The 20,931-nt window shown below is 36.5% G+C and carries 24 protein-coding genes, 1 tRNA gene and 1 pseudogene; 12 read left to right on the top strand and 14 right to left on the bottom strand.

All coding sequences use genetic code 11. The annotated features are described in order from the left end of the window. Positions 1 to 200 precede the first annotated feature (200 nt). From B0A75_RS09420 to B0A75_RS09380, 9 genes are all read right to left on the bottom strand, one after another. Positions 201 to 1,052 carry a DMT family transporter gene (locus B0A75_RS09420; protein ID WP_089054029.1) on the bottom strand — a complete coding sequence of 284 codons (852 nt, stop codon included), beginning with the start codon at positions 1,050 to 1,052 and terminating at the stop codon, positions 201 to 203. A 30-nt stretch (positions 1,053 to 1,082) separates the two neighbouring features. Next, positions 1,083 to 2,402 (bottom strand): serine hydrolase, encoded by a 1,320-nt coding sequence (locus B0A75_RS09415; protein WP_089054090.1) that lies wholly within the window; start codon positions 2,400 to 2,402, stop codon positions 1,083 to 1,085. Positions 2,403 to 2,407: 5 nt separating this feature from the next. Beyond that, positions 2,408 to 2,845 carry a MarR family winged helix-turn-helix transcriptional regulator gene (locus tag B0A75_RS09410; RefSeq protein WP_089054028.1) on the bottom strand — a complete coding sequence of 146 codons (438 nt, stop codon included), beginning with the start codon at positions 2,843 to 2,845 and terminating at the stop codon, positions 2,408 to 2,410. Between the two features lie 107 nt (positions 2,846 to 2,952). Next, a complete protein-coding gene (locus B0A75_RS09405) occupies positions 2,953 to 4,416 on the bottom strand; it encodes an AAA family ATPase (RefSeq protein ID WP_089054027.1) in 1,464 nt (487 codons plus the stop codon). A gap of 269 nt (positions 4,417 to 4,685) precedes the next feature. Continuing rightward, positions 4,686 to 5,804, bottom strand: coding sequence for a vWA domain-containing protein (locus B0A75_RS09400; RefSeq protein ID WP_089054026.1), 1,119 nt, complete (start codon positions 5,802 to 5,804; stop codon positions 4,686 to 4,688). 106 nt (positions 5,805 to 5,910) lie between these two features. Next, positions 5,911 to 6,285: a YchJ family protein gene (locus B0A75_RS09395; protein WP_089054025.1), complete on the bottom strand. Its 375-nt coding sequence runs from the start codon at positions 6,283 to 6,285 to the stop codon at positions 5,911 to 5,913. Beyond that, complete coding sequence (locus B0A75_RS09390; protein WP_089054024.1) at positions 6,278 to 6,514, bottom strand: hypothetical protein; 237 nt, start codon at positions 6,512 to 6,514, stop codon at positions 6,278 to 6,280. Before B0A75_RS09390 ends, B0A75_RS09395 begins: the two co-directional genes overlap by 8 nt. Before the next feature lie 117 nt (positions 6,515 to 6,631). Then, on the bottom strand, positions 6,632 to 6,781 hold the full coding sequence (locus B0A75_RS20505) for a hypothetical protein (protein WP_089054023.1): 150 nt from the start codon (positions 6,779 to 6,781) through the stop codon (positions 6,632 to 6,634). Next, positions 6,781 to 7,323 (bottom strand): hypothetical protein, encoded by a 543-nt coding sequence (locus tag B0A75_RS09380; RefSeq protein WP_089054022.1) that lies wholly within the window; start codon positions 7,321 to 7,323, stop codon positions 6,781 to 6,783. The genes B0A75_RS20505 and B0A75_RS09380 overlap by 1 nt, the downstream gene beginning before the upstream one ends. 86 nt (positions 7,324 to 7,409) lie before the next feature. On the opposite strand from B0A75_RS09380, the gene B0A75_RS09375 reads away from it, so the two are divergent. The 6 genes and pseudogenes from B0A75_RS09375 (at position 7,410) to B0A75_RS09350 (ending at position 11,943) form a co-directional block, all read left to right on the top strand. After that, the gene (locus B0A75_RS09375; RefSeq protein ID WP_089054021.1) at positions 7,410 to 7,661 is read left to right on the top strand and encodes a hypothetical protein; all 252 of its coding nucleotides are present in this window, start codon (positions 7,410 to 7,412) and stop codon (positions 7,659 to 7,661) included. A 251-nt stretch (positions 7,662 to 7,912) separates the two neighbouring features. Beyond that, entirely contained in the window at positions 7,913 to 8,353 is a 441-nt protein-coding gene (locus B0A75_RS09370) for a KTSC domain-containing protein (RefSeq protein WP_089054020.1), read from the top strand. 258 nt (positions 8,354 to 8,611) lie between these two features. Next, positions 8,612 to 9,373, top strand: a complete 762-nt coding sequence (locus B0A75_RS09365) for a DUF4369 domain-containing protein (RefSeq protein WP_089054019.1) — start codon at positions 8,612 to 8,614, stop codon at positions 9,371 to 9,373. 18 nt (positions 9,374 to 9,391) lie between these two features. Further along, positions 9,392 to 9,778 (top strand): annotated as a pseudogene (locus B0A75_RS09360) (peroxiredoxin family protein); the annotation flags it as partial. 486 nt (positions 9,779 to 10,264) lie between these two features. After that, positions 10,265 to 10,345: transfer RNA gene (locus B0A75_RS09355), tRNA-Tyr, on the top strand. Positions 10,346 to 10,635: 290 nt separating this feature from the next. Beyond that, the gene (locus B0A75_RS09350) at positions 10,636 to 11,943 is read left to right on the top strand and encodes a site-specific integrase (RefSeq protein WP_041515765.1); all 1,308 of its coding nucleotides are present in this window, start codon (positions 10,636 to 10,638) and stop codon (positions 11,941 to 11,943) included. Positions 11,944 to 12,291: 348 nt separating this feature from the next. On the opposite strand, the gene B0A75_RS09340 is transcribed toward B0A75_RS09350, so the two are convergent. From B0A75_RS09340 to B0A75_RS20500, 3 genes are all read right to left on the bottom strand, one after another. Beyond that, positions 12,292 to 12,573 carry a hypothetical protein gene (locus B0A75_RS09340; protein WP_052480039.1) on the bottom strand — a complete coding sequence of 94 codons (282 nt, stop codon included), beginning with the start codon at positions 12,571 to 12,573 and terminating at the stop codon, positions 12,292 to 12,294. Between the two features lie 211 nt (positions 12,574 to 12,784). Beyond that, the gene (locus B0A75_RS09335) at positions 12,785 to 14,419 is read right to left on the bottom strand and encodes a recombinase family protein (RefSeq protein ID WP_244284373.1); all 1,635 of its coding nucleotides are present in this window, start codon (positions 14,417 to 14,419) and stop codon (positions 12,785 to 12,787) included. Next, positions 14,416 to 14,586 carry a hypothetical protein gene (locus B0A75_RS20500; RefSeq protein ID WP_165765108.1) on the bottom strand — a complete coding sequence of 57 codons (171 nt, stop codon included), beginning with the start codon at positions 14,584 to 14,586 and terminating at the stop codon, positions 14,416 to 14,418. Before B0A75_RS20500 ends, B0A75_RS09335 begins: the two co-directional genes overlap by 4 nt. A gap of 311 nt (positions 14,587 to 14,897) precedes the next feature. Between B0A75_RS20500 and B0A75_RS09330 the strand changes: the two genes are divergently transcribed. Together B0A75_RS09330 and B0A75_RS09325 are read left to right on the top strand one after the other, a co-directional pair. Further along, a complete protein-coding gene (locus tag B0A75_RS09330; RefSeq protein WP_089054018.1) occupies positions 14,898 to 15,233 on the top strand; it encodes a hypothetical protein in 336 nt (111 codons plus the stop codon). 65 nt (positions 15,234 to 15,298) lie between these two features. Beyond that, complete coding sequence (locus B0A75_RS09325) at positions 15,299 to 16,135, top strand: S1 family peptidase (protein ID WP_089054017.1); 837 nt, start codon at positions 15,299 to 15,301, stop codon at positions 16,133 to 16,135. Between the two features lie 60 nt (positions 16,136 to 16,195). On the opposite strand, the gene B0A75_RS09320 is transcribed toward B0A75_RS09325, so the two are convergent. Both B0A75_RS09320 and B0A75_RS20690 read right to left on the bottom strand, forming a co-directional pair. Then, complete coding sequence (locus B0A75_RS09320; protein ID WP_244284372.1) at positions 16,196 to 17,269, bottom strand: phospholipase D-like domain-containing protein; 1,074 nt, start codon at positions 17,267 to 17,269, stop codon at positions 16,196 to 16,198. Between the two features lie 136 nt (positions 17,270 to 17,405). After that, on the bottom strand, positions 17,406 to 17,783 hold the full coding sequence (locus B0A75_RS20690; protein ID WP_244284371.1) for a hypothetical protein: 378 nt from the start codon (positions 17,781 to 17,783) through the stop codon (positions 17,406 to 17,408). Between the two features lie 615 nt (positions 17,784 to 18,398). On the opposite strand from B0A75_RS20690, the gene B0A75_RS09315 reads away from it, so the two are divergent. The 4 genes from B0A75_RS09315 (at position 18,399) to B0A75_RS09300 (ending at position 20,886) form a co-directional block, all read left to right on the top strand. Beyond that, positions 18,399 to 18,791 carry a single-stranded DNA-binding protein gene (locus B0A75_RS09315; RefSeq protein ID WP_089054016.1) on the top strand — a complete coding sequence of 131 codons (393 nt, stop codon included), beginning with the start codon at positions 18,399 to 18,401 and terminating at the stop codon, positions 18,789 to 18,791. A 46-nt stretch (positions 18,792 to 18,837) separates the two neighbouring features. Further along, entirely contained in the window at positions 18,838 to 19,911 is a 1,074-nt protein-coding gene (locus tag B0A75_RS09310) for a DUF932 domain-containing protein (RefSeq protein ID WP_089054015.1), read from the top strand. Between the two features lie 90 nt (positions 19,912 to 20,001). Further along, on the top strand, positions 20,002 to 20,649 hold the full coding sequence (locus tag B0A75_RS09305) for a PRTRC system protein E (protein ID WP_089054014.1): 648 nt from the start codon (positions 20,002 to 20,004) through the stop codon (positions 20,647 to 20,649). A gap of 18 nt (positions 20,650 to 20,667) precedes the next feature. Next, positions 20,668 to 20,886, top strand: coding sequence for a PRTRC system protein C (locus B0A75_RS09300; protein ID WP_089054013.1), 219 nt, complete (start codon positions 20,668 to 20,670; stop codon positions 20,884 to 20,886). Positions 20,887 to 20,931: the final 45 nt, after the last annotated feature.

The raw sequence follows: 20,931 nt of genomic DNA, 5'->3' as shown, positions 1-20,931 counted from the left end.
CATTGCATTGTTCATCATGCTGCACATCGTCAAGCTGCACATAAACGGAATGATATTTAGACTAGAGTTTTTCATTGTTAATGCAAATCTATAAAATATATTTTATAAATTCTATAGAATTAGTAGAGTTTATTTTAAAAAACTTTCAATTCAACTCAAAACTAACTGAATATTAAAGCTTTAAAAGAATGAAAAATGCACTAAAATTGTGACCTAACAATGAAAACAATAGAGATTAACGCTAAAAGAAGTCCAATTATATTAATCTTGGATAGTTTTTCTTTGAAGAAGAAAAGACCAACAAGACTTCCTAATACAATTACGCCCATATTCATTCCTGCAAAAACTGTTGACGGATTTTCAGCAAATGCCTTATGCGCTTTTAAATAAAATAGAATATTTCCGAAATTAAAAATCCCAACTAAAGCTCCGAACAAAGCATTTTTAGTACTAAATCCATTCTTTTTAAAAATAACATCGTAAAGCACTATTAACAAAGAGACTGCTAATGCAATACTAAAAACAATGAATAGTGATGTTGTATAAGGCAAAGTGGTATAAAGTGCTATTTGTTTAAAAAGTATATCAATCACTCCAAAACCTACAAAAACAGCGACAGGAAAAACCCACTTGTTTTGCTCGTTCTGCATCTGTTTTCTTAAAATGAACAAAAGCGCAATAAACCCAATTACAAGACCAATTACTTTATAAGAATTAAACTCTTCTTTAAAAATTAACCATGCCGCAAGTATGGGAATAAACAATGACAATCGTTGTGCTGCATCAGTTTTTACAATTCCCATATGTTTTATTGAAAATACCAGAAAGAGAAAAACAATAGGAAGCAAAATACCAATTGCTGTATAAATATTCCACGGAGCATCTTCATGAACTATAGTAAGATCCGGACTAAAAGTAAAAAAACAAAGTACTATTGCCGCTATATAATTGAACGCAATAATTTGAATGGGATTAGCATTGTATTTACGGGTAATTTTAAAGATTACACCAACGGTAACACTGCAAAGTATACTTAGAATTAAAAACAGCATAGAATTAAATTTTGAATGCAAAAATAGTACTTATACCTTCTTACTTTTAACTTTTACCTCTTTTATTCCTGCCTTTCTAATTTCCAGCTGCGTAACTTTTCCTTTTTTATCTTTTACAAATTCGACTGTAGTATTGTTATTGTCTGAACGAAAAAATTTGGTTTGAGATTCTGGCAATAACTCAATATCTTCATCTATATAATACAGCTTATTATCTTTCTTTAAAATTTTAATATTTTCATACTCTCCCACATACTGATCATAGATTTTTGCATCTACAGCAGTTTGAATGTGTTTGTACGGAAGTTCAACTTCTTTTCCAAAACAGATTCCGGCAAGACCATACGCAATATAATAAGACTTTGACTGGTTATTAGATAAAACAGTAATTAATATATTATCGTTTGTAAATTTATTAAATGATGTCATGGCACCAAAAAAGCCGCCGTCATGCGCAATTAACTGATGATTTTGACTGTAGAATGGATTAACCAAAAACCCAAAACCAAAATCTTGATCGTTGTATGAAGTAAACATTTTTCTCTTTGATTCTTTCGACAAAATAATCTCACTGTCAAACAAGGCTTTATTCCACAAATACAAATCATCAACAGTCGAATAAACACCATCGTGACCTATATTAAAATTCCAATTGATATAAGGATTTTTTACCAGTTTATCATTTTCGAGATAATATGATTTAGCCATTTTCTCAACTATTGTACTATTTGTTGTGATGCCTGAATTGTACATTTTGGCTTTATCAAACAATTGCTCTTTTAAAAAAGCTGCATAAGTCTGCCCTGATACTTTCTCTATAATTCTTGCTAGTAAATAATATCCTATATTACTGTAAGCCGTACTTGTGCCAGGTTCAAACAGAAATGGCTTTTTTATGATATACTGATAAACAGAATCTTTATCTAAATCTGTTTTTGATAAATACAATTCATCAAAATCCATTTGCAAACCTGAATTATGAGCCAGCAGCATTTTTATCGTTATTTTTTCTCCTTTTGGAAAATCAGTAAAATATTCATTTATAGGACCCTCTAATGAAAGTTTCTTATTTTTAGCCAATTGTAAAACTGCTGCCGCTGTAAACTGTTTTGAAACGGATGCTAAACTAAACTTTGAATCTATTGTGTTTTTTACTTTCCATTCGTAATCAGCAAAACCATAGGCTTTTTTTAATAGTATTGTATCATTTTTAGAAACTAAAACGGTACCGCTAAAATCATTAACAGCAAATTGCGCATCCATATACTTTTCTAGTTTGCTGCTCAATTCGTTTTGCGAATACCCAATAGCAAATACCGAAAACATTACTAAGATTAATTTTGATTTCATACCAATCATTTTTTACAATTACTTATTATTTTATGCAGCGTTTGATCCAATAATGTTATTTCTTTTAATGATAAACCATGCAAAGCTGTTTCTCTGTTTGATTGAATAACAGGCTCTATTAATTCAATAGTTTTCAAACCTTTTTCAGTAATTACAAGATTGAATTTTCTTCTGTCTTCTGCGTGAATTGTTCGGGTCAGGTAATCATTTTTTACCATTAATTCGATCATTCTTGTGATAGAAGCACTGTCTTTAAAAACAAGATTTGCCAATTCGTTTTGAGAAATACTCTCGTTTTGCTGGAGTATTATTAGCACCAAACATTGATCGACTGTAATATCTTTTACCACTTTGGCAATGTTTTTTTGCGCCAGTTTTCGATATTCTTTAATTGCTTTTTCTATAGAATAAAGAGCTGTTCCTGTTGGATTTTCAATTTTCATGATTCATTTATTTGATACAAATATAATTGATATATCAATATAATACACAAAATAAAACCCGACAATTAAAAATAACTATCGGGTTAGATTGTAAAATGAGTTATAAACTATAATTTGCTAATATAACTTCCGTACATATCTTTAAATTGATGACCTTGCGCAAAACGATCTTTACTTAGTTTTTTATACTCTACTAATGCCCACAAAACGAACTCTTTCATAAAATGCATATCTTGTTTGTCTAATTGAGGCTGATATTTTTTTAATAAAATATCTAATGGCGTAATTTCATCTAAAATACCTTTATATTCAGCATCTGACGCATCGTCTAATAACTCGAAACCGCTTTCTGTAAAAAACCATTCAATTAAATCTGAATAAGGTGTTTTTTCGCCTGGTTTTTCTAATTTTTCAATTTTTGGAAAATACTCTGAAAACAATGTTCTAATTGCTGAACCGATCAAATACTGTGCAACGACAGCAGCTCCCTCCTGCTCTCCTTCATAGACTAATTCGACCTTACCTGTAATCGACGGAATTATTCCCATAAAATCTGATAAACGCAAAATGGTTTTATCTGTTCCAGATTTTAAGGCACGACGTTCTGCGGTACTAATTAGATTCTCAAAAGCTGTTATGCTCATTCTGGCACTTACACCGCTTTTATTATCGATGTATTCGCTTTCTCGGGCTTCAAAACTAATTTGTTCTAAAATATCTCTGGCTAAACTTGGCACATAAACGATGTCGCTTTGATTTGCGTCCAGCTTTGCTTCTTGTTCTGTAATTGTTCTTGCGATGGCAACACTTTCAGGATAATGCGTTAAAATCTGCGAACCTATTCTATCTTTAAGCGGCGTTACAATACTTCCTCTGTTGGTATAATCTTCTGGATTTGCAGTAAATATAAACTGCATATCAAGCGGCATTCTTAATTTAAATCCGCGAATTTGAATATCGCCTTCTTGCAGAATATTAAACAAAGCAACCTGAATTCGGGCTTGCAAGTCTGGAAGTTCATTAATAACAAAAATACAGCGATTTGCTCTTGGAATCATTCCGAAATGAATTACGCGATCGTCTGCGTAAGATAATTTTAAATTTGCCGCTTTTATTGGATCAACATCTCCTATTAAATCTGCAACAGTAACATCTGGCGTTGCTAATTTTTCAAAGAAACGATCATTTCTCTGAAGCCATGAAATTGGAGTTTCATCGCCTTTCTCAGCAATTAAATCTTTAGCAAAATGCGAAATCGGATTTAATGGATCATCATTAATTTCTGAACCAGAAACATACGGAATATATTCATCTAATAATTCTACCATTTTACGCGCTAAGCGAGTTTTTGCCTGTCCGCGAAGTCCCAACAAATTAATATTATGTCGAGAAAGAATGGCACGTTCTAATTCTGGAATTACCGTATTTTCAAAACCGTGAACACCTTCAAAAACGGGTTTTCCTGATTTAATCTTCTCTCGTAGATTATTTCTTAATTCATCCTTAATACTAATACTTTTATATCCCGAGGCTTTTAACTGCCCTAATGTTTTTATAGTTGTTATTTCCATTTTATTGAAATATGTGTTTTGTTGTTTTTATTATTTTCTGTAGATAATAAGCATTGTGTCATACATTGTGCTAAACGCACTGCAGTGCGTTTCTACGATTACGTTGTCTTTAATTTTTCTCAAACCCAATTGAAGCGGCGCTTCGACTTCGCTCAGCGTGACAATTGTGGTGTTAGACACACTGCAGTGCGTCTCTACAATATAAACGCAAAGTATATTCAGGCACAAAGAAACCTTAGTATCTTAGCATCTTAGAACCTTAGCAACTTTTATTTAATCCTTTTCTTCCTATTCGTTTCATAATCTTCAAAAATCATTTCTCCTAGACCTTTTAATCCGGTATAAAATGCTTTTCCTTGATTGGCTTCGGTAAAATGATTTACAAATCGCTGCAAATAAGGATCATTTGCAATCATAAAGGTTGTTATTGGAATATGTAATTTTCTAGCTTGCTGTGCTTGTGTATAACATTTGTCAACAATATATTCATCTAGTCCGTTACTGTTCATATAATATGAGCCGTCGCGTTCGCGCACGCAGCTTGGTTTCCCATCCGTAATCATAAAAATCTGTTTGTTGGTATTTCGTTTTCGACGCAAAATATCCATTGCCAGTTGCAATCCGGCAACGGTATTGGTATGATAAGGACCAACTTGCAAATACGGCAAATCTTTAATTGGAATTGTCCAAGCATCATTTCCAAAAACTAAAATATCAAGCGTATCTTTTGGGTAACGGGTCGTTATTAATTCGGCCAAAGCCATTGCAACTTTCTTTGCCGGAGTAATTCGGTCTTCGCCGTACAAAATCATACTGTGACTGATATCAATCATCAAAACGGTACTCATTTGTGCTTTGTACTGCGCTTCCTCAACTACCAAATCATTTTCGGTCAACTGGAAACTTTCAACTCCATTATTGATTTGAGCGTTTTTGAGACTTTCCGTCAATGAAATACGTTCTAAACTGTCACCAAAATTAAACTCTCGAAATTCTCCCGTGTGCTCATCACCATTTCCTGCATATTTCGTTTTATGATTTCCATTTCCTGAACGTTTTAAATTTCCGAAAATCTGCTCTAAAGCCTGCTGACGAATTGCACGTTCTGTTTTAGCTGTAATACCAAAACCATTTGTACCATCACCTTTTACTTCGTCTTTTATGTAACCTTTCTTTTTTAAATCTTCGATAAAATCATCGATAGTGTAGTTTTCGTCGGTAAGCTTATATTCTTTATCCAGTTCCCGAAGCCAATCTATAGCTTCATCAAAATCACCCGAAGTATGGGTAATTAACTCTTTGAAAATACCAAAAAGTTTCTCAAACGGAGACTGAAATGGAGCTTCGTATGACTTAAAATAAAAACCTTTTTTAAACTCGTTTTTCATAATTCTAAAATTAAGGTTTTTTAGAATTATGAAAAACGAAACGTTTATTAATTTTTAGTTAAAGTATTATGGCACAACAACTCAAAAATTATCCAAATTATGTCAATTATTCAAACTTTCCATCGACATAAAACCACTCGTTTTCTTCCAATTTAAAAGTAGAAAATTCGTAATGTGTTTGTGGTCTATTATTCGAATCCAAAAAATAAGCTTTAAATTCGACAGTATTTTCTGTGAAACTTAAAATCTCTAATTTCTGCCATCTATTAGCGGCTGCCCATTTTAAAATTTCTGATTTAGAATAATATCCTCTTTCAGAAACATAAGTGGTTTGCAAAAGATAATCAGCATTATGAGTCGCATAAGCTGAATATCTAGAACGCATTAATGCCAAAGCTGTTGGCGCTTTTTGTTTTTTCTCAAGATACAAACCACAGCAGTTTTCAAACTGTAAACCTGTATCACAATAACATTTATGCATCGCCGTCAACTTGTTCTTCACCGTTAATTTTCACATGAAGCTGATTCAATAAAACTTGATATCTGCTGATTTCTCTAAGTTCTTCATCTTCTTCAGCGTGATCTAACATTTCGTCTAATTCATCACTTACTTCAAGCAGTTTATTATTAGCTTCTCTGTCGTTTTTTGCAGCAATCAAATCAATAATTTCTTGAACGTTTGCTTTTAGGGTTTCAAATTTTGAATTCATAATTGTTATCTTTTAGTTACCACGAATTTCACAAATTGACACTAGTTTTTATTTGATTTGAGCTCAAATCTTAAAATTTAATTCGTGCTAATTCGCGAAATTCGAGGCAAAACATATTTAATTTTCTTCTTTTTTATCTTCGTTGAATTTTTTCACAATTTCTTTCAGCTTTTCTTTACGAGCGATTTCAGCCTGCTTTTTCTTTGCTTGAGCTTTATGCAACTTGTCATTATGAGTTTTAATATTCTTTTCGTTATTCCGTCCCATTATATTTCTCTTTTAATTTCTTCTAATGTTTTCTCTGTATAGATCAATTCATCAATAATCTGCTTTCGCAAATCGGCAAGATCATCATAATCAAAATACTTCGCCCACGAAGTTAATTGCTGCAAATTTCTAATTTGTTTTAATCTTTTTGCAGTTTCAAAACTTGTTCTTAAAATTGCTTTTTTATCATATTTTGGATTATTCTTATGCTGATAAGTTGCTAAGTTTTTATCAAAGTCTGCTTCTAAATAATATAGTTTTTCCTCAGCATTATCAGGATAAAATTCGTTCCATGCTGCAAATCCAATTTTTGTTTTTGATTCCGTCTCAGGTTCACGAGCCACTAAACGCCATTTGCTGTTTGCCAGTCTTCCCCAATGGTTCGAAACGCGGTACATCCCTTCTTCTGTATAATAGTAAGAACTTCCTGCTTTGCTTTCGAACTGTTTTTTTAAACCTTCAATTTCATTTGGAAGCACTTCATGAAAAACACAAAAGGTATTTTTAAAAGAATTTGGATGTGGCTTAAAGTTTTTCTGCATGTGCAAATATACTCAGATTGTCTCGAACTCCCTAAAACAAACATAAATTGATTAACTTTGCCTCTTAAATTTAAAACAAAAAAATCATGTCTAAAGATTCGCAAGAAAGAATGCCTCAAAAAGGAGTTTATACAGGTATTATCGAAAAAGATGAAAACAATAATTATTTCTGTGGTGAATATCTTTTAGATTATAAAATAGCACATTCTAATTTTAATGTTGGTGATTGGATCACAATAAAATCAATAATCGAAAATCCAAGTGATATCAGCTATGATAAATACCCGAAGAAATCTAGGAATTTTGATAAAGCAAATCATAAACCAGAAAACAAGTAAGTTTTATTTCTAGTTTCAGAAAAATTTAACCGCAAAGTTCGCAAAGCTGTATTTTACACAAAGCTTTGCGAACTTTGCGGTTAAAATCAGTATTACTTTCTATGATTCTTTACATTTTACAGATAACTTTCTGGAATATTTTTTAGATGAAAACTGAAAAGTTAAAAAAAAGTGTACCTTTGCAAAAAATTTGTCGTTTTGAAGTAAAAACACTCATTTCGAACTAATAGACAAGAAGTTACCTTTTATTTATGAAAAAAATAGTTGAATACCGCAAGTTACTAAACGTAGACAAAACTGCTGAATTAAAAGATTTGAAAACCATTTATCGTAATGCGATGAAAGAAGCTCATCCTGATAAATTTCAAGGTGATGATGCTGGTTTAAAAGCGGCAGAAGAAAAAAGTAAAGCTATCATTGAAGCGTACCATTTCTTGGTAAGTATTAATCCTGAAACGATTAAACTAAATTTACCAGAATACACTGAAACTATCGCAACTTCATCAATTACTGATTATAAATTTGTTGAAGGTCGTTTAATTATCGATTTTTCTAACGGAAGTGTTTACGAATACATTAGTGTTCCTAAAGCAACTTATGTAAAAATGGTAAACGCAGATTCTCCTGGAAGATTTGCAAAAAGACACATTTTGAACTCTTTTACTTGGAGAAAGAAAACAAATCAAGAATAGATTTCTTAAAAAATATTCTAAAAAGCACTCTTTTACAGAGTGCTTTTTTTATGCTTAAAAATTAGAAAAAATCAAAATCACCCCTCAGAATAAATCCAAAACTAGAGTTTTAAATCAAATTAAAGCACCAAACACCTTGATTACAGGCAAATTAACCACTAAAAAACTATAACAAAATTTTAGGTTACAAAATTCTGTATGTTTTATAATTTTAGATACTTTTGTTGCACAAATCAATTAACTAATTAATTTTTTATAATGAAAAAAATACTTTTTTTACTTACAGCTTCTGCGGCTATCATTTCATGCAGTAAAGTTAAAGACGGAGAATACTTAATTACTGGTACCGCAACTGGAATTGAAAACGGAAAAACCATTATCCTTCAAGGTCTAGACCCAGCTACAAGAATGCCTTTAGCTCTTGATACAGTAAAAGTTGAAAACGGAAAATTTGAAATAAAAGGAAAAGTTGCTGAACCAGCTTTCCATACATTAATTCTTCAAGGTGCAAACGGGCCAATTCCTTTTATCTTAGAAACAGGAGAAATCAACATTGCAATTGATAAAGACAGTATCCATAAATCAAAAATTTCTGGAACTTACAGCAACGATGAGTATGTGAAATTCCAAGAAGATCTTAACAAAACTCAAAAAAGCTTAATTGATTTTCAGAAAAAAAATACTCAGAAAATGCAGCAAGCTCAACAAGCTCAAGATACAGCAACTATCAATGGCTTGATGAAACAATACATGACTATTCAAACAGAAGTACAAGAAAACAGCAAAAAGAAATATTTAGCTTATGCTGAAGGTCATCCAAAATCGTTTATCTCAGTTTTAATTGTTCAAGGTATGGCTGCTGACCCAAGCGCTGATATTAAAAAAACAGAAAGCTTATTTAATGCTTTAGATGAGTCATTAAAAAACACTGCTCCTGGTAAAGAGGTTAAAACAAAATTAGGTCAAGCGAAAATGCCTGCAGTTGGTGCTACAGCTCCAGCAGTTGGTAACGCTAAATGAAGAGCAGACTTTTCTGCGCCAAATCCAGAAGGAAAAGTAGTTTCGCTTAAAGAAAGCTTAGGTAAAGTAACTATCGTTGATTTTTGGGCTTCATGGTGCGGGCCTTGCCGACAAGAAAACCCTAATGTTGTAGCTATTTACAAAGAACTGCATTCAAAAGGATTAAACATTGTTGGAGTTTCATTAGACAAAGACAAAAGCAAGTGGACAGAAGCTATCGCAAAAGATGGTTTAACTTGGACACACGTTTCAAACCTGAAATTTTGGGACGAACCAATTGCAAAACAATATAATGTGGAATCAATTCCAGCTACTTTTATTCTTGATGCATCAGGAAAAGTAGTTGCTCAGGACTTAAGAGGCCCAGAATTGAGAGCAAAAGTATTAGAGCTTTTAGCTAAATAATACTATTCTTAAAATAGAATAAAAAAATCTCCCTAGTGGAGATTTTTTTTGTTTTACAGCATTCCCATTTAAAATTGAAATTTCATCAAGCAGAAGTTAAAATTCAATCAAAAAAAGAGTGATGCACTAATGACTTAAATTTTACCTATCAATAAAAATTTAGAATAAGCCAATTGTAAAGTACATCACTAAACAAATATTCTTCCCTTAATTTTAATTAATATATCCATAAAAGCAAGGACTGACAGCTTTATCAAGGATCAAATCAAAAGTAAAAACCGTAAATTTTGCATAAAAATATTCTTACTTTTGAAAATATTTAAAAAAAAACACATTTTAGAATATTTTTATTTTATTCAATTCCAATCAATTAAAAAATAATTTAAAAATAACTTAAAATTAAGTTCGTTTTTTGTTTGTAGATGTAGAAAACGTTCCTATATTTGCAACCGCTTAGAACAACAAAGCGCAACAATACAAAGCTTCGGGGAGATACTCAAGCGGCCAACGAGGGCAGACTGTAAATCTGCTGTGTGAACTTCGCAGGTTCGAATCCTGCTCTCCCCACGGAAAGGCCGAAAAGCCTGAAAACTTAAAGTTTTCAATCTTTTCAAAAAGCCATAAAAAATGTCTGAAGACCTGTAAATTCAACTATTTGCAGGTTTTTTTCGTTTTAGACCTTTTTCAATATTTATAAAAGCTCACAAAATTAAAGGTGCAGAATCGGTGCACTTTCAGGCACGCAGAAAAGTGCACCAGAAACCGCAAAAATCCCTTATAATACAGGGGTTAACGAGGTTAACGACTTGATTTGGCAGTAATATTATTCTACATTTATTAATTTAAAAAGTAGGATTATGTTGGAAAGCAGTTTTGGTTTGGGATTCTTTTTAAAAAGACCCAAAATAGAAAGTAAAGAATGGATCGTATATTTCAGAATCACTGTTGACGGTATCCGTAAGGAAAGTTCAACTAAAAGAAAATGGGATAATACACGATGGGATCAAAGGTTTGAAAGAGCAGTCGGGTCAAAGGAAGATGCAAAGTCGATAAACTTCTTTTTGGATTCCCTGACTTTAAAAATCAATGAAATCAAAACCGAAATGATGTACAGCGGCAAATTTATAACCGCTGAGAAAATTATGGACGAGGTTCTGGGAAGATCAGCACCTAAGATTAAGGTGCTGGAAGAATTTCAAAAGCATAATGACGAAATGGAAGCGCTGCTTGGAAGAGGCTATGCAAAAGGTACTCTTGACAGATTTACAATCACTAAAAACCATTTAACCGCTTTTATCAAATTCAAACTTAAAAAAGATGACCTTGAATTTGCGGATTTGAATCTCGAGTTTGTTAAGGATTTTGAGTTTTACCTTAGAACCGTGCGCGACTGCAGTAATAACACCACCCTTAAATACATTGCAAATTTCAAAAAGATTGTCATCCGCGCGATCGATAAGGAATTAATCACTAAAGATCCTTTTAAGAACTTTAAAGGACGTAAAACAAAACTGGTAAAAAAACCACTCACCGCTCAGGAATTGCATGAACTAGAAAGGCATTATTTCACAACGGACAGGCTCAATGTCGTAAGGGATGTTTTTGTCTTCCAGTGCTACACTGGACTGGCCTACATCGATGCTTATCAATTAAAGAAAACGGATATAAAAGAGGGCATTGACGGCAATTTATGGATTATGTCTGAAAGACAGAAAACAAATTCCACCACCAATGTACCACTTCTTCCTCAGGCACTGCAAATAGTTGAAAAATATAAAGAGCATCCGTTATGTATACAGCGCAAATCTGTATTGCCTGTCTCATCGAATCAGAAAATGAATGAGTACCTTAAAGAGGTTGCGGTCTTGTGTGGGTTTCCATTTACACTTAATACTCACATAGCCCGGCGCACATTTGGCAGTACTGTCACACTTAACAATAACGTTCCTATAAACGTAGTTAAAGAACTTCTAGGCCATGCATCAGTAAAACAGACTGAAGCATACGCGATAACAGAGCAGGCAACAATTGGACGTGAAATGTCAATTCTGAACAAGAAATTAAATAAAACTGAATCCAAAATGTCCAAGCCAGACCTAGCAGTTCTCAGCAGGCTGGAAAAAGAAATTCAGGCAATTAAAAAGAAATACAACATTCCTTCTTGATAAATAATTTCAAAGTGTATTCTAAACTAAAAGAGGCTGTCTCAAATATTCAGAGACAACCTCTTCTTACATAGTTTTACTTCACTTTTATAGCCGGGATGATAAGATGGAGTGTACTTAATGTATCCTAAATCCTGAAGCTGTTTAAAATACTTATGATAAGTCGGTAACGTGTTCACGTGCGACAACTCCATAATTTTGCTACGACTGACTTTTATCCTCTTACTCTGCCCCTGCCTATACCCTAACCCCAGTATCGCTGTCAAAATTGATAAATGCCAGACATTAAGTTGGGGATCATCAATATACATCGATAAGTAACTCATAATATTTCTTTGTTTTAATCCACTATCTTTTTTCATCTGTAAAAAGTTTTTCAAGATCCACTCTATTATAATAATACGAACCAAGCACTTTCTTAAAACGCACTTTTTGAGTAGTTCTAAGATTCTGAACCGAACCAGCTGAAATATCAAGTAATTTTCTCACTGACTTACTTTTAATCCATTCAGGATCATTTGTCTCGCTTTTTACAAAACTAGATTTCTCTAAAAGGCTTTCTATTTTATCCAATAAAAGAAGACTAAACTGTTTTAAATCTTCTTTTGTTACTACATCATCACTCATCATTTATTTTTATAATTCATTATACACTTTTACTGTATTCATATTATTTTTAATTTGAAACAGAACTTTATGATTTAGTTTCAAACAAAGGAACAAATACCTAAAAATCTCTACAAGTACAATTTTTATTGTACCCAATTGTACTCTTTAAATTTCTGTAAGAAATTTATGCGATTTATGTTGCGAATTTTAAACCCAAAATAAGAAAAAACTTTTAAGCCGCAACACTTAAGCAACTGCATTCAAGCACATTATCATTCAATTTATTTATACTCGAAAGCGCTTTTAAATCGTCCAAAAGATGGCGGTTTGTAAATTGTATCGTAGAGGTCACTACTCGGGACAAAAGAAAAATATCATCTTTTGTTCCGTTTTTTTTTGCCCGTAATCTATTGTTTACCAGATAGATACACTTGAACATTTCGTTGACCCTAGCGGTTTGGATTTTATTGTTTTGAAATGTGAAATTTTCAGGAAAAATTAAACCGATTATCTCTCTGGAATCCACTAAAGACCCGTCACCAAAGGCCTCGCCGAGTTTTATTAGGTTTTGCAGTCCTGTGTTCATTAAAGATTCAATATTGGCTCTGTCTTCATCCACATTTCCAATCTCATTTTCAAGCCTGCTGATCTCAGCATTGTATTCTGTCTTCATTAAATGATAGTCATCGGCATCTATCTTCTCGGTAACCAGCAGGTTTCTGGCAACAGCCAGTTTTTTTTCGTAAACCCCAATCTGTTCCAAGGATTTCTTTTTCTCATTTATAACTAATCCTGTATGTTCCCTGTATGCTTCAAGCAGAACTGCACTGTATAATTTTCTTACTTCGACCAAGGGCTTGAACTTATTTAAATGCCCTTTAAATACACTATTGGCCATTTCGGAATTTACCCTCCACTTGCATAATTTATCGCAGTGGTAATAGTAGTAGTCTCTGCTTCTCCCCCTGCACTTGCTGCCTCCCAATTTCTGCCCGCATTCAGGACAGACAAAAAAGCCCCTGAGCGGAAAATTCTCAATTGTCTTGATTTTTGGCCTGTAGGTCCGTGCTTTACTGTTGAGTATATCCTGAACTTTATAGAACAGATCTTGGCTGATTATTGCATCATGCTGCCCCTTAACAAGCCTTTCCTCCTCATCGCGATACTTTGGAACTACTATCATTCCGCAGTACAGCGGATTTCTTATAATCAGCCACATGTTATTCTTGGAGATTCCCATGCCCTTTTCTTTGGCAGTCTGATATATTGATTCGGTACTGAAAATATTCTTAGCAATCTGTTCATATACCCAAACTACGTTCGCAGCTTTTTCCGCCACAACTGCAATGTACTTTTTTCCATCTTCGGTTACCTTATTTGCATAACCGTAAGGCGCCATCCCCATATGCCTGCCCTCTTTTTTTCCTCTTCTTAGCCCCTGAAACGTATTTAATGCCCTGCGGTCGTTTTCAACCTCAGGCGCAGCGAGATAAAAGGCGAGCATCATTTTGTTTTCCGGAACGCTTAGATCTAACGGCTGTTCAATTGCCTGCGGTTCGACCCCTAAAACCCTTAATTGATTTATCATCTGATAAGCATCGCCCGCATTGCGGCTGAACCTGTCCCATTTCATAAAAAGAACCAGGCTTATTTTATTTTTGTGCTTTTTTATGTCGGCGAGAAATTTTTTCCATTGCGGCCTGTTGAAAGTTTTTGCCGAATGGTCTTCGTAGATCACATTGCGTATCTGAATTCTGTTAATGCTGCAGTACTTTCTAAGCATCTCTTCCTGATTGCGCTGCGAGAAGCCTTTCTCAGCCTGCTCATCGGTGCTCACTCTGATATATAAATCTGCTATCTTACTCATTCTGTTTTATTTAAATGTTTCAACACAGCGATATTAGCAATTTTTCTCAAGAAATACAAGATTTCCTCCGCCTGTTCAAAAGTAACCTCCAAGCCTTCAGATTTAAGCATTTGTAGTGCTTTTTCTGTTGTAATTTTCGATTCATTGTAACCAGTCTCATTTTCCATCTTCCTATCCGTTTAGATTATAAATACACTAGGAAGAAATTTATTTTAATAAAATGAGATGATGCCTATTGCGGCTTTCTCTGGCATAATACGGAAGTTCTTGTCTATGAACGAGAGATAGCTGTTTTTGTAATTTAAAAAAGTATATTTACAATAGAATCCAGCAGATAAACAGCCTCTTGAGTTTTGGCCAAGCTGCGGCTCATGATCAATACATAATGCAGGCCCGAATTGTTGCTTAATATCTTTAAACGATTCTAAAAACACAATAATCAGCAATTTATTTTTTTAAACGGAATAGCTATGGTATTATGAATCCGAGTTTTAATTATTTTATTGGCAAAAGCTCCGCAGCAATTTATAAAATCTGCATTGGAAAAGGCAACGCAAAGGAAAGATTAATTGAATCTGAACTTGAGATAAGGTGCGCTCTGCGCGCTCCTGTTCCAGATGAATTAATATCTTTGAAAAATAAGATAAAAAAGAATCTGCTTTACAGCGGACAAGGTGAAGGAGGCGCTGCGGAAGGTTCAATAGCCAGATCACTGCTCGGAAAGCGGAATTCAACAGCATCCAAATTCATCGCAGATATAATTAGGCTCCATCATGAAGTTGAAGCCTACATTAAATATTCCAGCCACAACTAGCTTGCTTACAGCTGATCGCTTCAGCGGTTTTGCAAATAACCAATCCCTATGAAATTTTAAAATAAATGACAAAAGAAACTTCAAACAAGAATTCCAACGATCTTTCAGTTGCCGATCTAATCACGTCTGCAACTGTCAGAATAGAAACTTTTGACCAAAATGGCGGAACCGGTACCGGTTTTTTCTTTGATTTCGATCCGCAAACTCCAGAAACACTGGACAGCCTGGCAATAGTAACCAACTGGCATGTGGTAGATGGAGTCCAGAACGGTCAGTTTACCTTAACCAAAAAAGACCAAAATGGAGATCCAATTAACACTGAACATTTGACAATTTTCCTTGAAGACTTCCAATCGCACTGGATTGCCCATCCCGACCCTGAGGTCGATTTATGCATACTGCCGATAAAATCAATCAAACACTTATTAAAAGAAGATTTTTTTTACGGAGCTTTCGACTCCAGCCATATCCCCTCTAAACAGGAAATTGAAAACTTATGCGCCATCGAAGAAATAATTATGGTAGGATATCCTGAAAACATTTGGGATGACCATAACAATAAACCCATTGTCAGAAAAGGAATTACTGCAACCAGCCCCAGACTCCCTTATCTTGGCTGTGATGAATTTTTAATTGACGCAGCGTGCTTTCCCGGTTCAAGCGGTTCGCCAATCATTATCTACAATATCGGCCAATATATGGATCGAAATGAAAACCATTATCTTCTAAAATATCGGGTAATCCTGCTTGGGATTTTATACGAGGGACCGCAATACACCGCTGAAGGAGAAATAGAAAGAGTGCCGATCAAAAAGAAAAAGATTGTAAAGACGCAGTTGCCAATTAACCTTGGAGCAGCTATAAACGGCGGCAAGATCCTGGATTTTGCCAGGCTTTTATAGTAAAGGTAATCGTCTTGCGAAGTTTTAGATTTTGAAAAATCATAAATCTGTTTAATTTACCTAAGCTTCTCCTAAAATTTCAGAAAGCAGAACCTTTCTAAATCCTTCCGGCGCCGCTTCTGATGCTAAAGCAAGATTTACAGCAGTCAGGCTTTCGCCAGTTTGCTGAACCGCTAAAGTACTCCAGTCGAAATCAAAAATCTCCTGAAAATAGAGCGCCACTGGCCTGTCTCTTATCAATAAGCTGGCGTCCCTGTTGTACATGGCTCCCGTCGTGGTTAAATTATGGCTTCCGAACAAAACCTGAGCATTGGCTTGGTCTGAAGAATCAACAATTATTGCTTTGGTATGGCATCGGCACTGTACTTTTATATTATCAGTATTAAAGCCAAATTTTTTAAGCCTTGTGAGTGTTTTAACCAGACCAGCCTGGCCTTTAGGCCCAAATTCACGCGGATCCCTGAAAATTATCCTCACCGCCACACCATTGTTCTGCTTTTCGACAACCGCCGTGTAAAAGCTTTCATAAACAGGATCGTTGTTCTCCAATAATGAAAAAGACTGGTTTTCAATGTCAATGCTAACCTTTGCACTTTTAACCATTTCTGTCGCATGATAAAGGAACATGCGCTGGCCCTCAGAATTTTTATCCGGAGTCAGCAGAGGCTGCACATCAAGTATCCGCTTAACTGTCAACGGCTTAAAATATCTTACTATCGGAGGTACTGGAGGACAGAGCCCTTTAGGGATAAAGACATAGGAATTTGCTAGCTTTTCTTTAACATCGAAAGGCACACGCAGCGCTTCCTGATAATCCCAATCTATGTACTTTCTGAAAATGGTAGCCAACGTCGCATTTTTTATTACCACATTCCACTCCCGGTTATGTTTCGCAAGCGGTCCGGGAATAGTCTGGCCCTTGCCTGCCGGATCAATATCGGCTTGGTTCGAATTCTTCCAATTTCCGCTGCTCAGCCAGAACTCCTCATCATCTCGCGCTGCTACTTTTATATGATAGTCGCTCGCAATTAATTTGCCGCTTCCTACAGATGACCAGACATGCTCAAATTTACTCCCTAGACGGCTCTTCATATTATTCACCGCTCTATCAGTGCCATCGTTTTGGGTAACCATTCTAAGGCTCCCGTTGCAGTTTTGCACAGCCTCAAAAATTGCCGAACTAATGTGCTCAGCCTCCCACTCGTACATGGTTGCAGTAAGCCTACTGCTTACTCTTTTAAGAAAATCCTTCAGATTTGGCCATCCCGAATCAGGGCTTACATGAAAAAACGCTTCCAACTACACGGGGCAGCCCAATATTTGCAGGCTCACGATAATTGCCTGGCTTTGGCGCAGCCCAAAAGCTTACATCCACACCGAGATATTCAAGCTGCTGTTCGAATCCCGCAGCCACCACATCGATTCCGTATCCCATGAACTCTGCAGGCAGAGGTTTCACCGCCAGTTCAAGCAGCGTCTTTTCATTAATTTTTTCCGCAACTTCCACAGAGATGACCTCTTCGTCCGTAATCCATCCATTTTTAAATCTAAAGCCCTGCTCAATATTTATGACGCCAGGAATACCATAAAGTTCCTGCTTAGCCATCTCAACAGCTTCCGCCAGTTCAATTTTATAATTTTCTCCCATAACAAATCAGATTAAATGACATTTAAAATTTATGATGCAACCAATACTCACCTGTAGTTTGATTCAGGTATAGAATCTCTTATGCGCCCAATTATTCATAATTCTAAATCTAGAAAAATGGTAAACACAAAACACACAATAAATATAGAGAAAACCTCAAACAGACAACAGGTACAAATACCTGTTTTTCAATAATATACAACAATTTATCTAATTGAGAATTTCATATTGCATCTTATTCCCGCTCTTATATCCAATTCACATGGCTTCCCGTTTATTTTTTGCCAACAGCCTGTATGCTTCTGTCTTATTTCACGAGCAAAGGTAACCCCGTGTTCTTAACCCAGTAGCAAGGCCGTGTCCTTCGGATTTGCTATAAAATCTCCACCCGTACGGGTCGTATTTTTTATCAAAGCCTTGCTCCTGCTAAACACTAACCTTTTTATGCTCATGAAACAAAACATAGCATACACCGGCTCTTTAAACGAATAAAAAAAATGTCAGCAATGAAAAATCAAATATTGAAAGCGGCAAATGAAACAAAACAGCACCACCTCGTCATTGCCGAATAAATAAAATTTCAAAAAAAAAATTAATCCTTAAAAATTAGAAATCATGAACATCATCGGAAGAGTGACAAAAGACGCAGAGGTACGCACCTTGTCAGGAAATAGACAGGTCGTGAATTTTTCAATAGCAGCAAATGAGAGCTACAGAAGCAAAGAGGGAGAACGAGTGGAACAGACGACCTACTTCGACTGCGCCTACTGGATTAGCCCGAAGGTAGCGGACATCCTGACCAAAGGCACGCTTGTAGAACTGTCAGGCAGGGTAAGCGCAAGAGCGTGGAAAGGAAGCGACGGGGAACTGCATGCGGGTCTGAATTTCAACACCTCGCAGATTAAACTGCACGGAGGAGTAAAAAAAGCGCAGACCGCGGAAACGACAACGCAGACCCAAAGCAGTAAACCTACGGTGCAGGAGCCTGAGGAAGACCTTCCATTTTAAGGCGCACATAGGAATTAATATCAAGTTTAACTTTAAATCAATTATCATGGCACACAATATCAATTACAACAGCAGCACAGGGAATTATTCATTTTTCAGCGTAAAGCAGAAAGCATGGCACAATCTCGGAAAGACGGTGCAGGACTATCCGACAAGCGCAGAAGCCATCAGGCACGCCCAATTGGATTACGAGGTCGCCAAAACGCCTTTATACACCAAAGCCTTGGCAAAGGAGGAAATGCAGGACGGTACTGTGACGGCACGCGCAGAACTGCACGTTCCCGATTATTTTTCCACCATCCGCACCGACAGCAATACGGTTTTGGGTGTAGTCGGCAAAGACTACCATATCGTACAGAACCGTGAAGCGTTCAGCTTCTTTGACGCCATAGTCGGCGGTGGCGAAGGCATCCTGTACGAGACCGCAGGAGCGTTGGGCAACGGGGAACGCATTTTCATAACTGCAAAGCTTCCCGATTACATAAGGGTCGGCAGCGGGGATGATGTGACAGAAAAGTATATTTTCCTGACCACCTCCCACGATGGAAGCGGAAGCATTACCGCAGCCTTCACGCCTATACGAATCGTATGCCAAAACACCCTTAACGCCTCGCTCCGCAACATGAGCAACGTGGTGCGCATCCGACACACTTCGGGAGCAAAACAGCGCCTTGATGATGCGCACAAGGTCATGGGACTGGCAAACACGCTAAGCAGTCAGCTGCAGGACATCTTCAACCATTGGGCTAAAGTAAAAGTTACGGATTCAGAGGTCAAAAAGCTGATTCAGTTGGCATTATGCCCGAACAGGGAAACTCTGGAAATGCTTAAAACTGGCGCAGATGATGCCGTCTCCGCCATTTTCAGAAACACCGTGGAAGATGCTTTTGCCTATGCCATGGCAAGCGACACCCAACAGATGGAAACCACAAAAGGCACGCTCTACGGTGCTTACAATGCCGTGACGGGATATTATCAGAACGTGCGCACCTACAAGGACGATGAAGCCAAACTGCAGTCCATCGTGATGGGCGGAACAGCACAGCTGAAATCGCAGAAAGCCTTCGAACTATGCACCTCTTTTGCCGTGGACGGCGATAAGGCGCTGATGCTGAATTAAAAAAAGATGGGCGACTGCCTGCAAAGCGGCCGCCTTACAGTTTCTCAATATGTGAAGCCGACAAAATACGGACATTAAAAATCTACAGCCATGAACAGCAATTTTTTCAATCAGATAAGACAGATGGACATTGCAGGGGATCTGCACCTGACCATCGCAAAATCGACCGACGGCATCCTTGTCGTATCGGTCATGCTTAAAAACGAAGCCTGCGGGGACAATGCTAAAGACCTCATCCCCCCGCTCAACCTGAGGGGAACAGCAGAAGAACTCGACAGCGGTTTCTTTCAGACCATCACCGCCCCGATGCAGAGCGCTTCGGGACTGATGACCGATATGGAATCCTTTATGAAACAATTGGAGCAGGCAAAAAAGCATTCTGCAAAGGAGAAGGAAAAAGCCGATGCGGAGAGAAAACAGCACCAAGCAAAAGACAAAAAGTTCAGCGATGCAATGGCAAAGGCAGAGGAACTCGAGAAGCAGGGAAGATTCCGTGAGGCATGGATGAAAGTTCCCGAAGCGGCGGAGTTTCCCGACAAAGCCGACGAGATACGCAGAAAGAGAACCTCCCTGTCCGACAGGTTCTCAACTCCAAGCCTCTTCGAGGCTGGGCAGGAAAAGCCTGAACCGCCCAAAGAGGCGCTCTATCCAGAACATGCAGAGATTCAGCCCGATGAGGAAATGTCCTTTGAGGAGCAGGAATATGAGGAAGACGAAGAAGACCAAGAGCAATACTAATACTAAAAATACAGCGATATGTTACTAGCAACACACTTACAGCGGGTTTTTATAATCATCGAAAAGGGTCAGCAGATAAGGCTGAGCGACCCCGAACCCAGATGGAGCGTCGAGGCGGTGCTGAATTTCTACGCCCCGACATACCCTATCCTGACAACCTGCAAAATTTCAGCGCCAGTCATCAAGGACGATGCGGTGGAATACAGATTCGAAACCGTAATGGGAACAAAAGGATAACCTAATTTAAAGACAATGAACCATGCTGGAAAAACCGGTCAATTT

It is taken from the genome of Flavobacterium oncorhynchi (assembly GCF_002217355.1).
GTDB lineage: Bacteria > Bacteroidota > Bacteroidia > Flavobacteriales > Flavobacteriaceae > Flavobacterium > Flavobacterium oncorhynchi.
This window is presented reverse-complemented; position numbering and strand designations above follow the sequence as displayed.

Bases quoted from the DNA above. Each gene is read 5' to 3' on its own strand.
- B0A75_RS09405 (WP_089054027.1), bottom strand. From the start codon at position 4,416: ATGGAAATAACAACTATAAAAACATTAGGGCAGTTAAAAGCCTCGGGA.
- B0A75_RS20505 (WP_089054023.1), bottom strand. From the start codon at position 6,781: ATGGGACGGAATAACGAAAAGAATATTAAAACTCATAATGACAAGTTG.
- B0A75_RS09400 (WP_089054026.1), bottom strand. From the start codon at position 5,804: ATGAAAAACGAGTTTAAAAAAGGTTTTTATTTTAAGTCATACGAAGCT.
- B0A75_RS09300 (WP_089054013.1), top strand. From the start codon at position 20,668: ATGTTACTAGCAACACACTTACAGCGGGTTTTTATAATCATCGAAAAG.
- B0A75_RS09380 (WP_089054022.1), bottom strand. From the start codon at position 7,323: ATGCAGAAAAACTTTAAGCCACATCCAAATTCTTTTAAAAATACCTTT.
- B0A75_RS09305 (WP_089054014.1), top strand. From the start codon at position 20,002: ATGAACAGCAATTTTTTCAATCAGATAAGACAGATGGACATTGCAGGG.
- B0A75_RS09310 (WP_089054015.1), top strand. From the start codon at position 18,838: ATGGCACACAATATCAATTACAACAGCAGCACAGGGAATTATTCATTT.
- B0A75_RS09330 (WP_089054018.1), top strand. From the start codon at position 14,898: ATGAATCCGAGTTTTAATTATTTTATTGGCAAAAGCTCCGCAGCAATT.
- B0A75_RS09375 (WP_089054021.1), top strand. From the start codon at position 7,410: ATGTCTAAAGATTCGCAAGAAAGAATGCCTCAAAAAGGAGTTTATACA.
- B0A75_RS09415 (WP_089054090.1), bottom strand. From the start codon at position 2,402: ATGAAATCAAAATTAATCTTAGTAATGTTTTCGGTATTTGCTATTGGG.
- B0A75_RS09315 (WP_089054016.1), top strand. From the start codon at position 18,399: ATGAACATCATCGGAAGAGTGACAAAAGACGCAGAGGTACGCACCTTG.
- B0A75_RS09320 (WP_244284372.1), bottom strand. From the start codon at position 17,269: ATGGTTACCCAAAACGATGGCACTGATAGAGCGGTGAATAATATGAAG.
- B0A75_RS09335 (WP_244284373.1), bottom strand. From the start codon at position 14,419: ATGAGTAAGATAGCAGATTTATATATCAGAGTGAGCACCGATGAGCAG.
- B0A75_RS20500 (WP_165765108.1), bottom strand. From the start codon at position 14,586: ATGGAAAATGAGACTGGTTACAATGAATCGAAAATTACAACAGAAAAA.
- B0A75_RS09350 (WP_041515765.1), top strand. From the start codon at position 10,636: ATGTTGGAAAGCAGTTTTGGTTTGGGATTCTTTTTAAAAAGACCCAAA.
- B0A75_RS09390 (WP_089054024.1), bottom strand. From the start codon at position 6,514: ATGAATTCAAAATTTGAAACCCTAAAAGCAAACGTTCAAGAAATTATT.
- B0A75_RS09325 (WP_089054017.1), top strand. From the start codon at position 15,299: ATGACAAAAGAAACTTCAAACAAGAATTCCAACGATCTTTCAGTTGCC.
- B0A75_RS09340 (WP_052480039.1), bottom strand. From the start codon at position 12,573: ATGATGAGTGATGATGTAGTAACAAAAGAAGATTTAAAACAGTTTAGT.
- B0A75_RS09395 (WP_089054025.1), bottom strand. From the start codon at position 6,285: ATGCATAAATGTTATTGTGATACAGGTTTACAGTTTGAAAACTGCTGT.
- B0A75_RS09370 (WP_089054020.1), top strand. From the start codon at position 7,913: ATGAAAAAAATAGTTGAATACCGCAAGTTACTAAACGTAGACAAAACT.
- B0A75_RS20690 (WP_244284371.1), bottom strand. From the start codon at position 17,783: ATGGGAGAAAATTATAAAATTGAACTGGCGGAAGCTGTTGAGATGGCT.
- B0A75_RS09420 (WP_089054029.1), bottom strand. From the start codon at position 1,052: ATGCTGTTTTTAATTCTAAGTATACTTTGCAGTGTTACCGTTGGTGTA.
- B0A75_RS09365 (WP_089054019.1), top strand. From the start codon at position 8,612: ATGAAAAAAATACTTTTTTTACTTACAGCTTCTGCGGCTATCATTTCA.
- B0A75_RS09410 (WP_089054028.1), bottom strand. From the start codon at position 2,845: ATGAAAATTGAAAATCCAACAGGAACAGCTCTTTATTCTATAGAAAAA.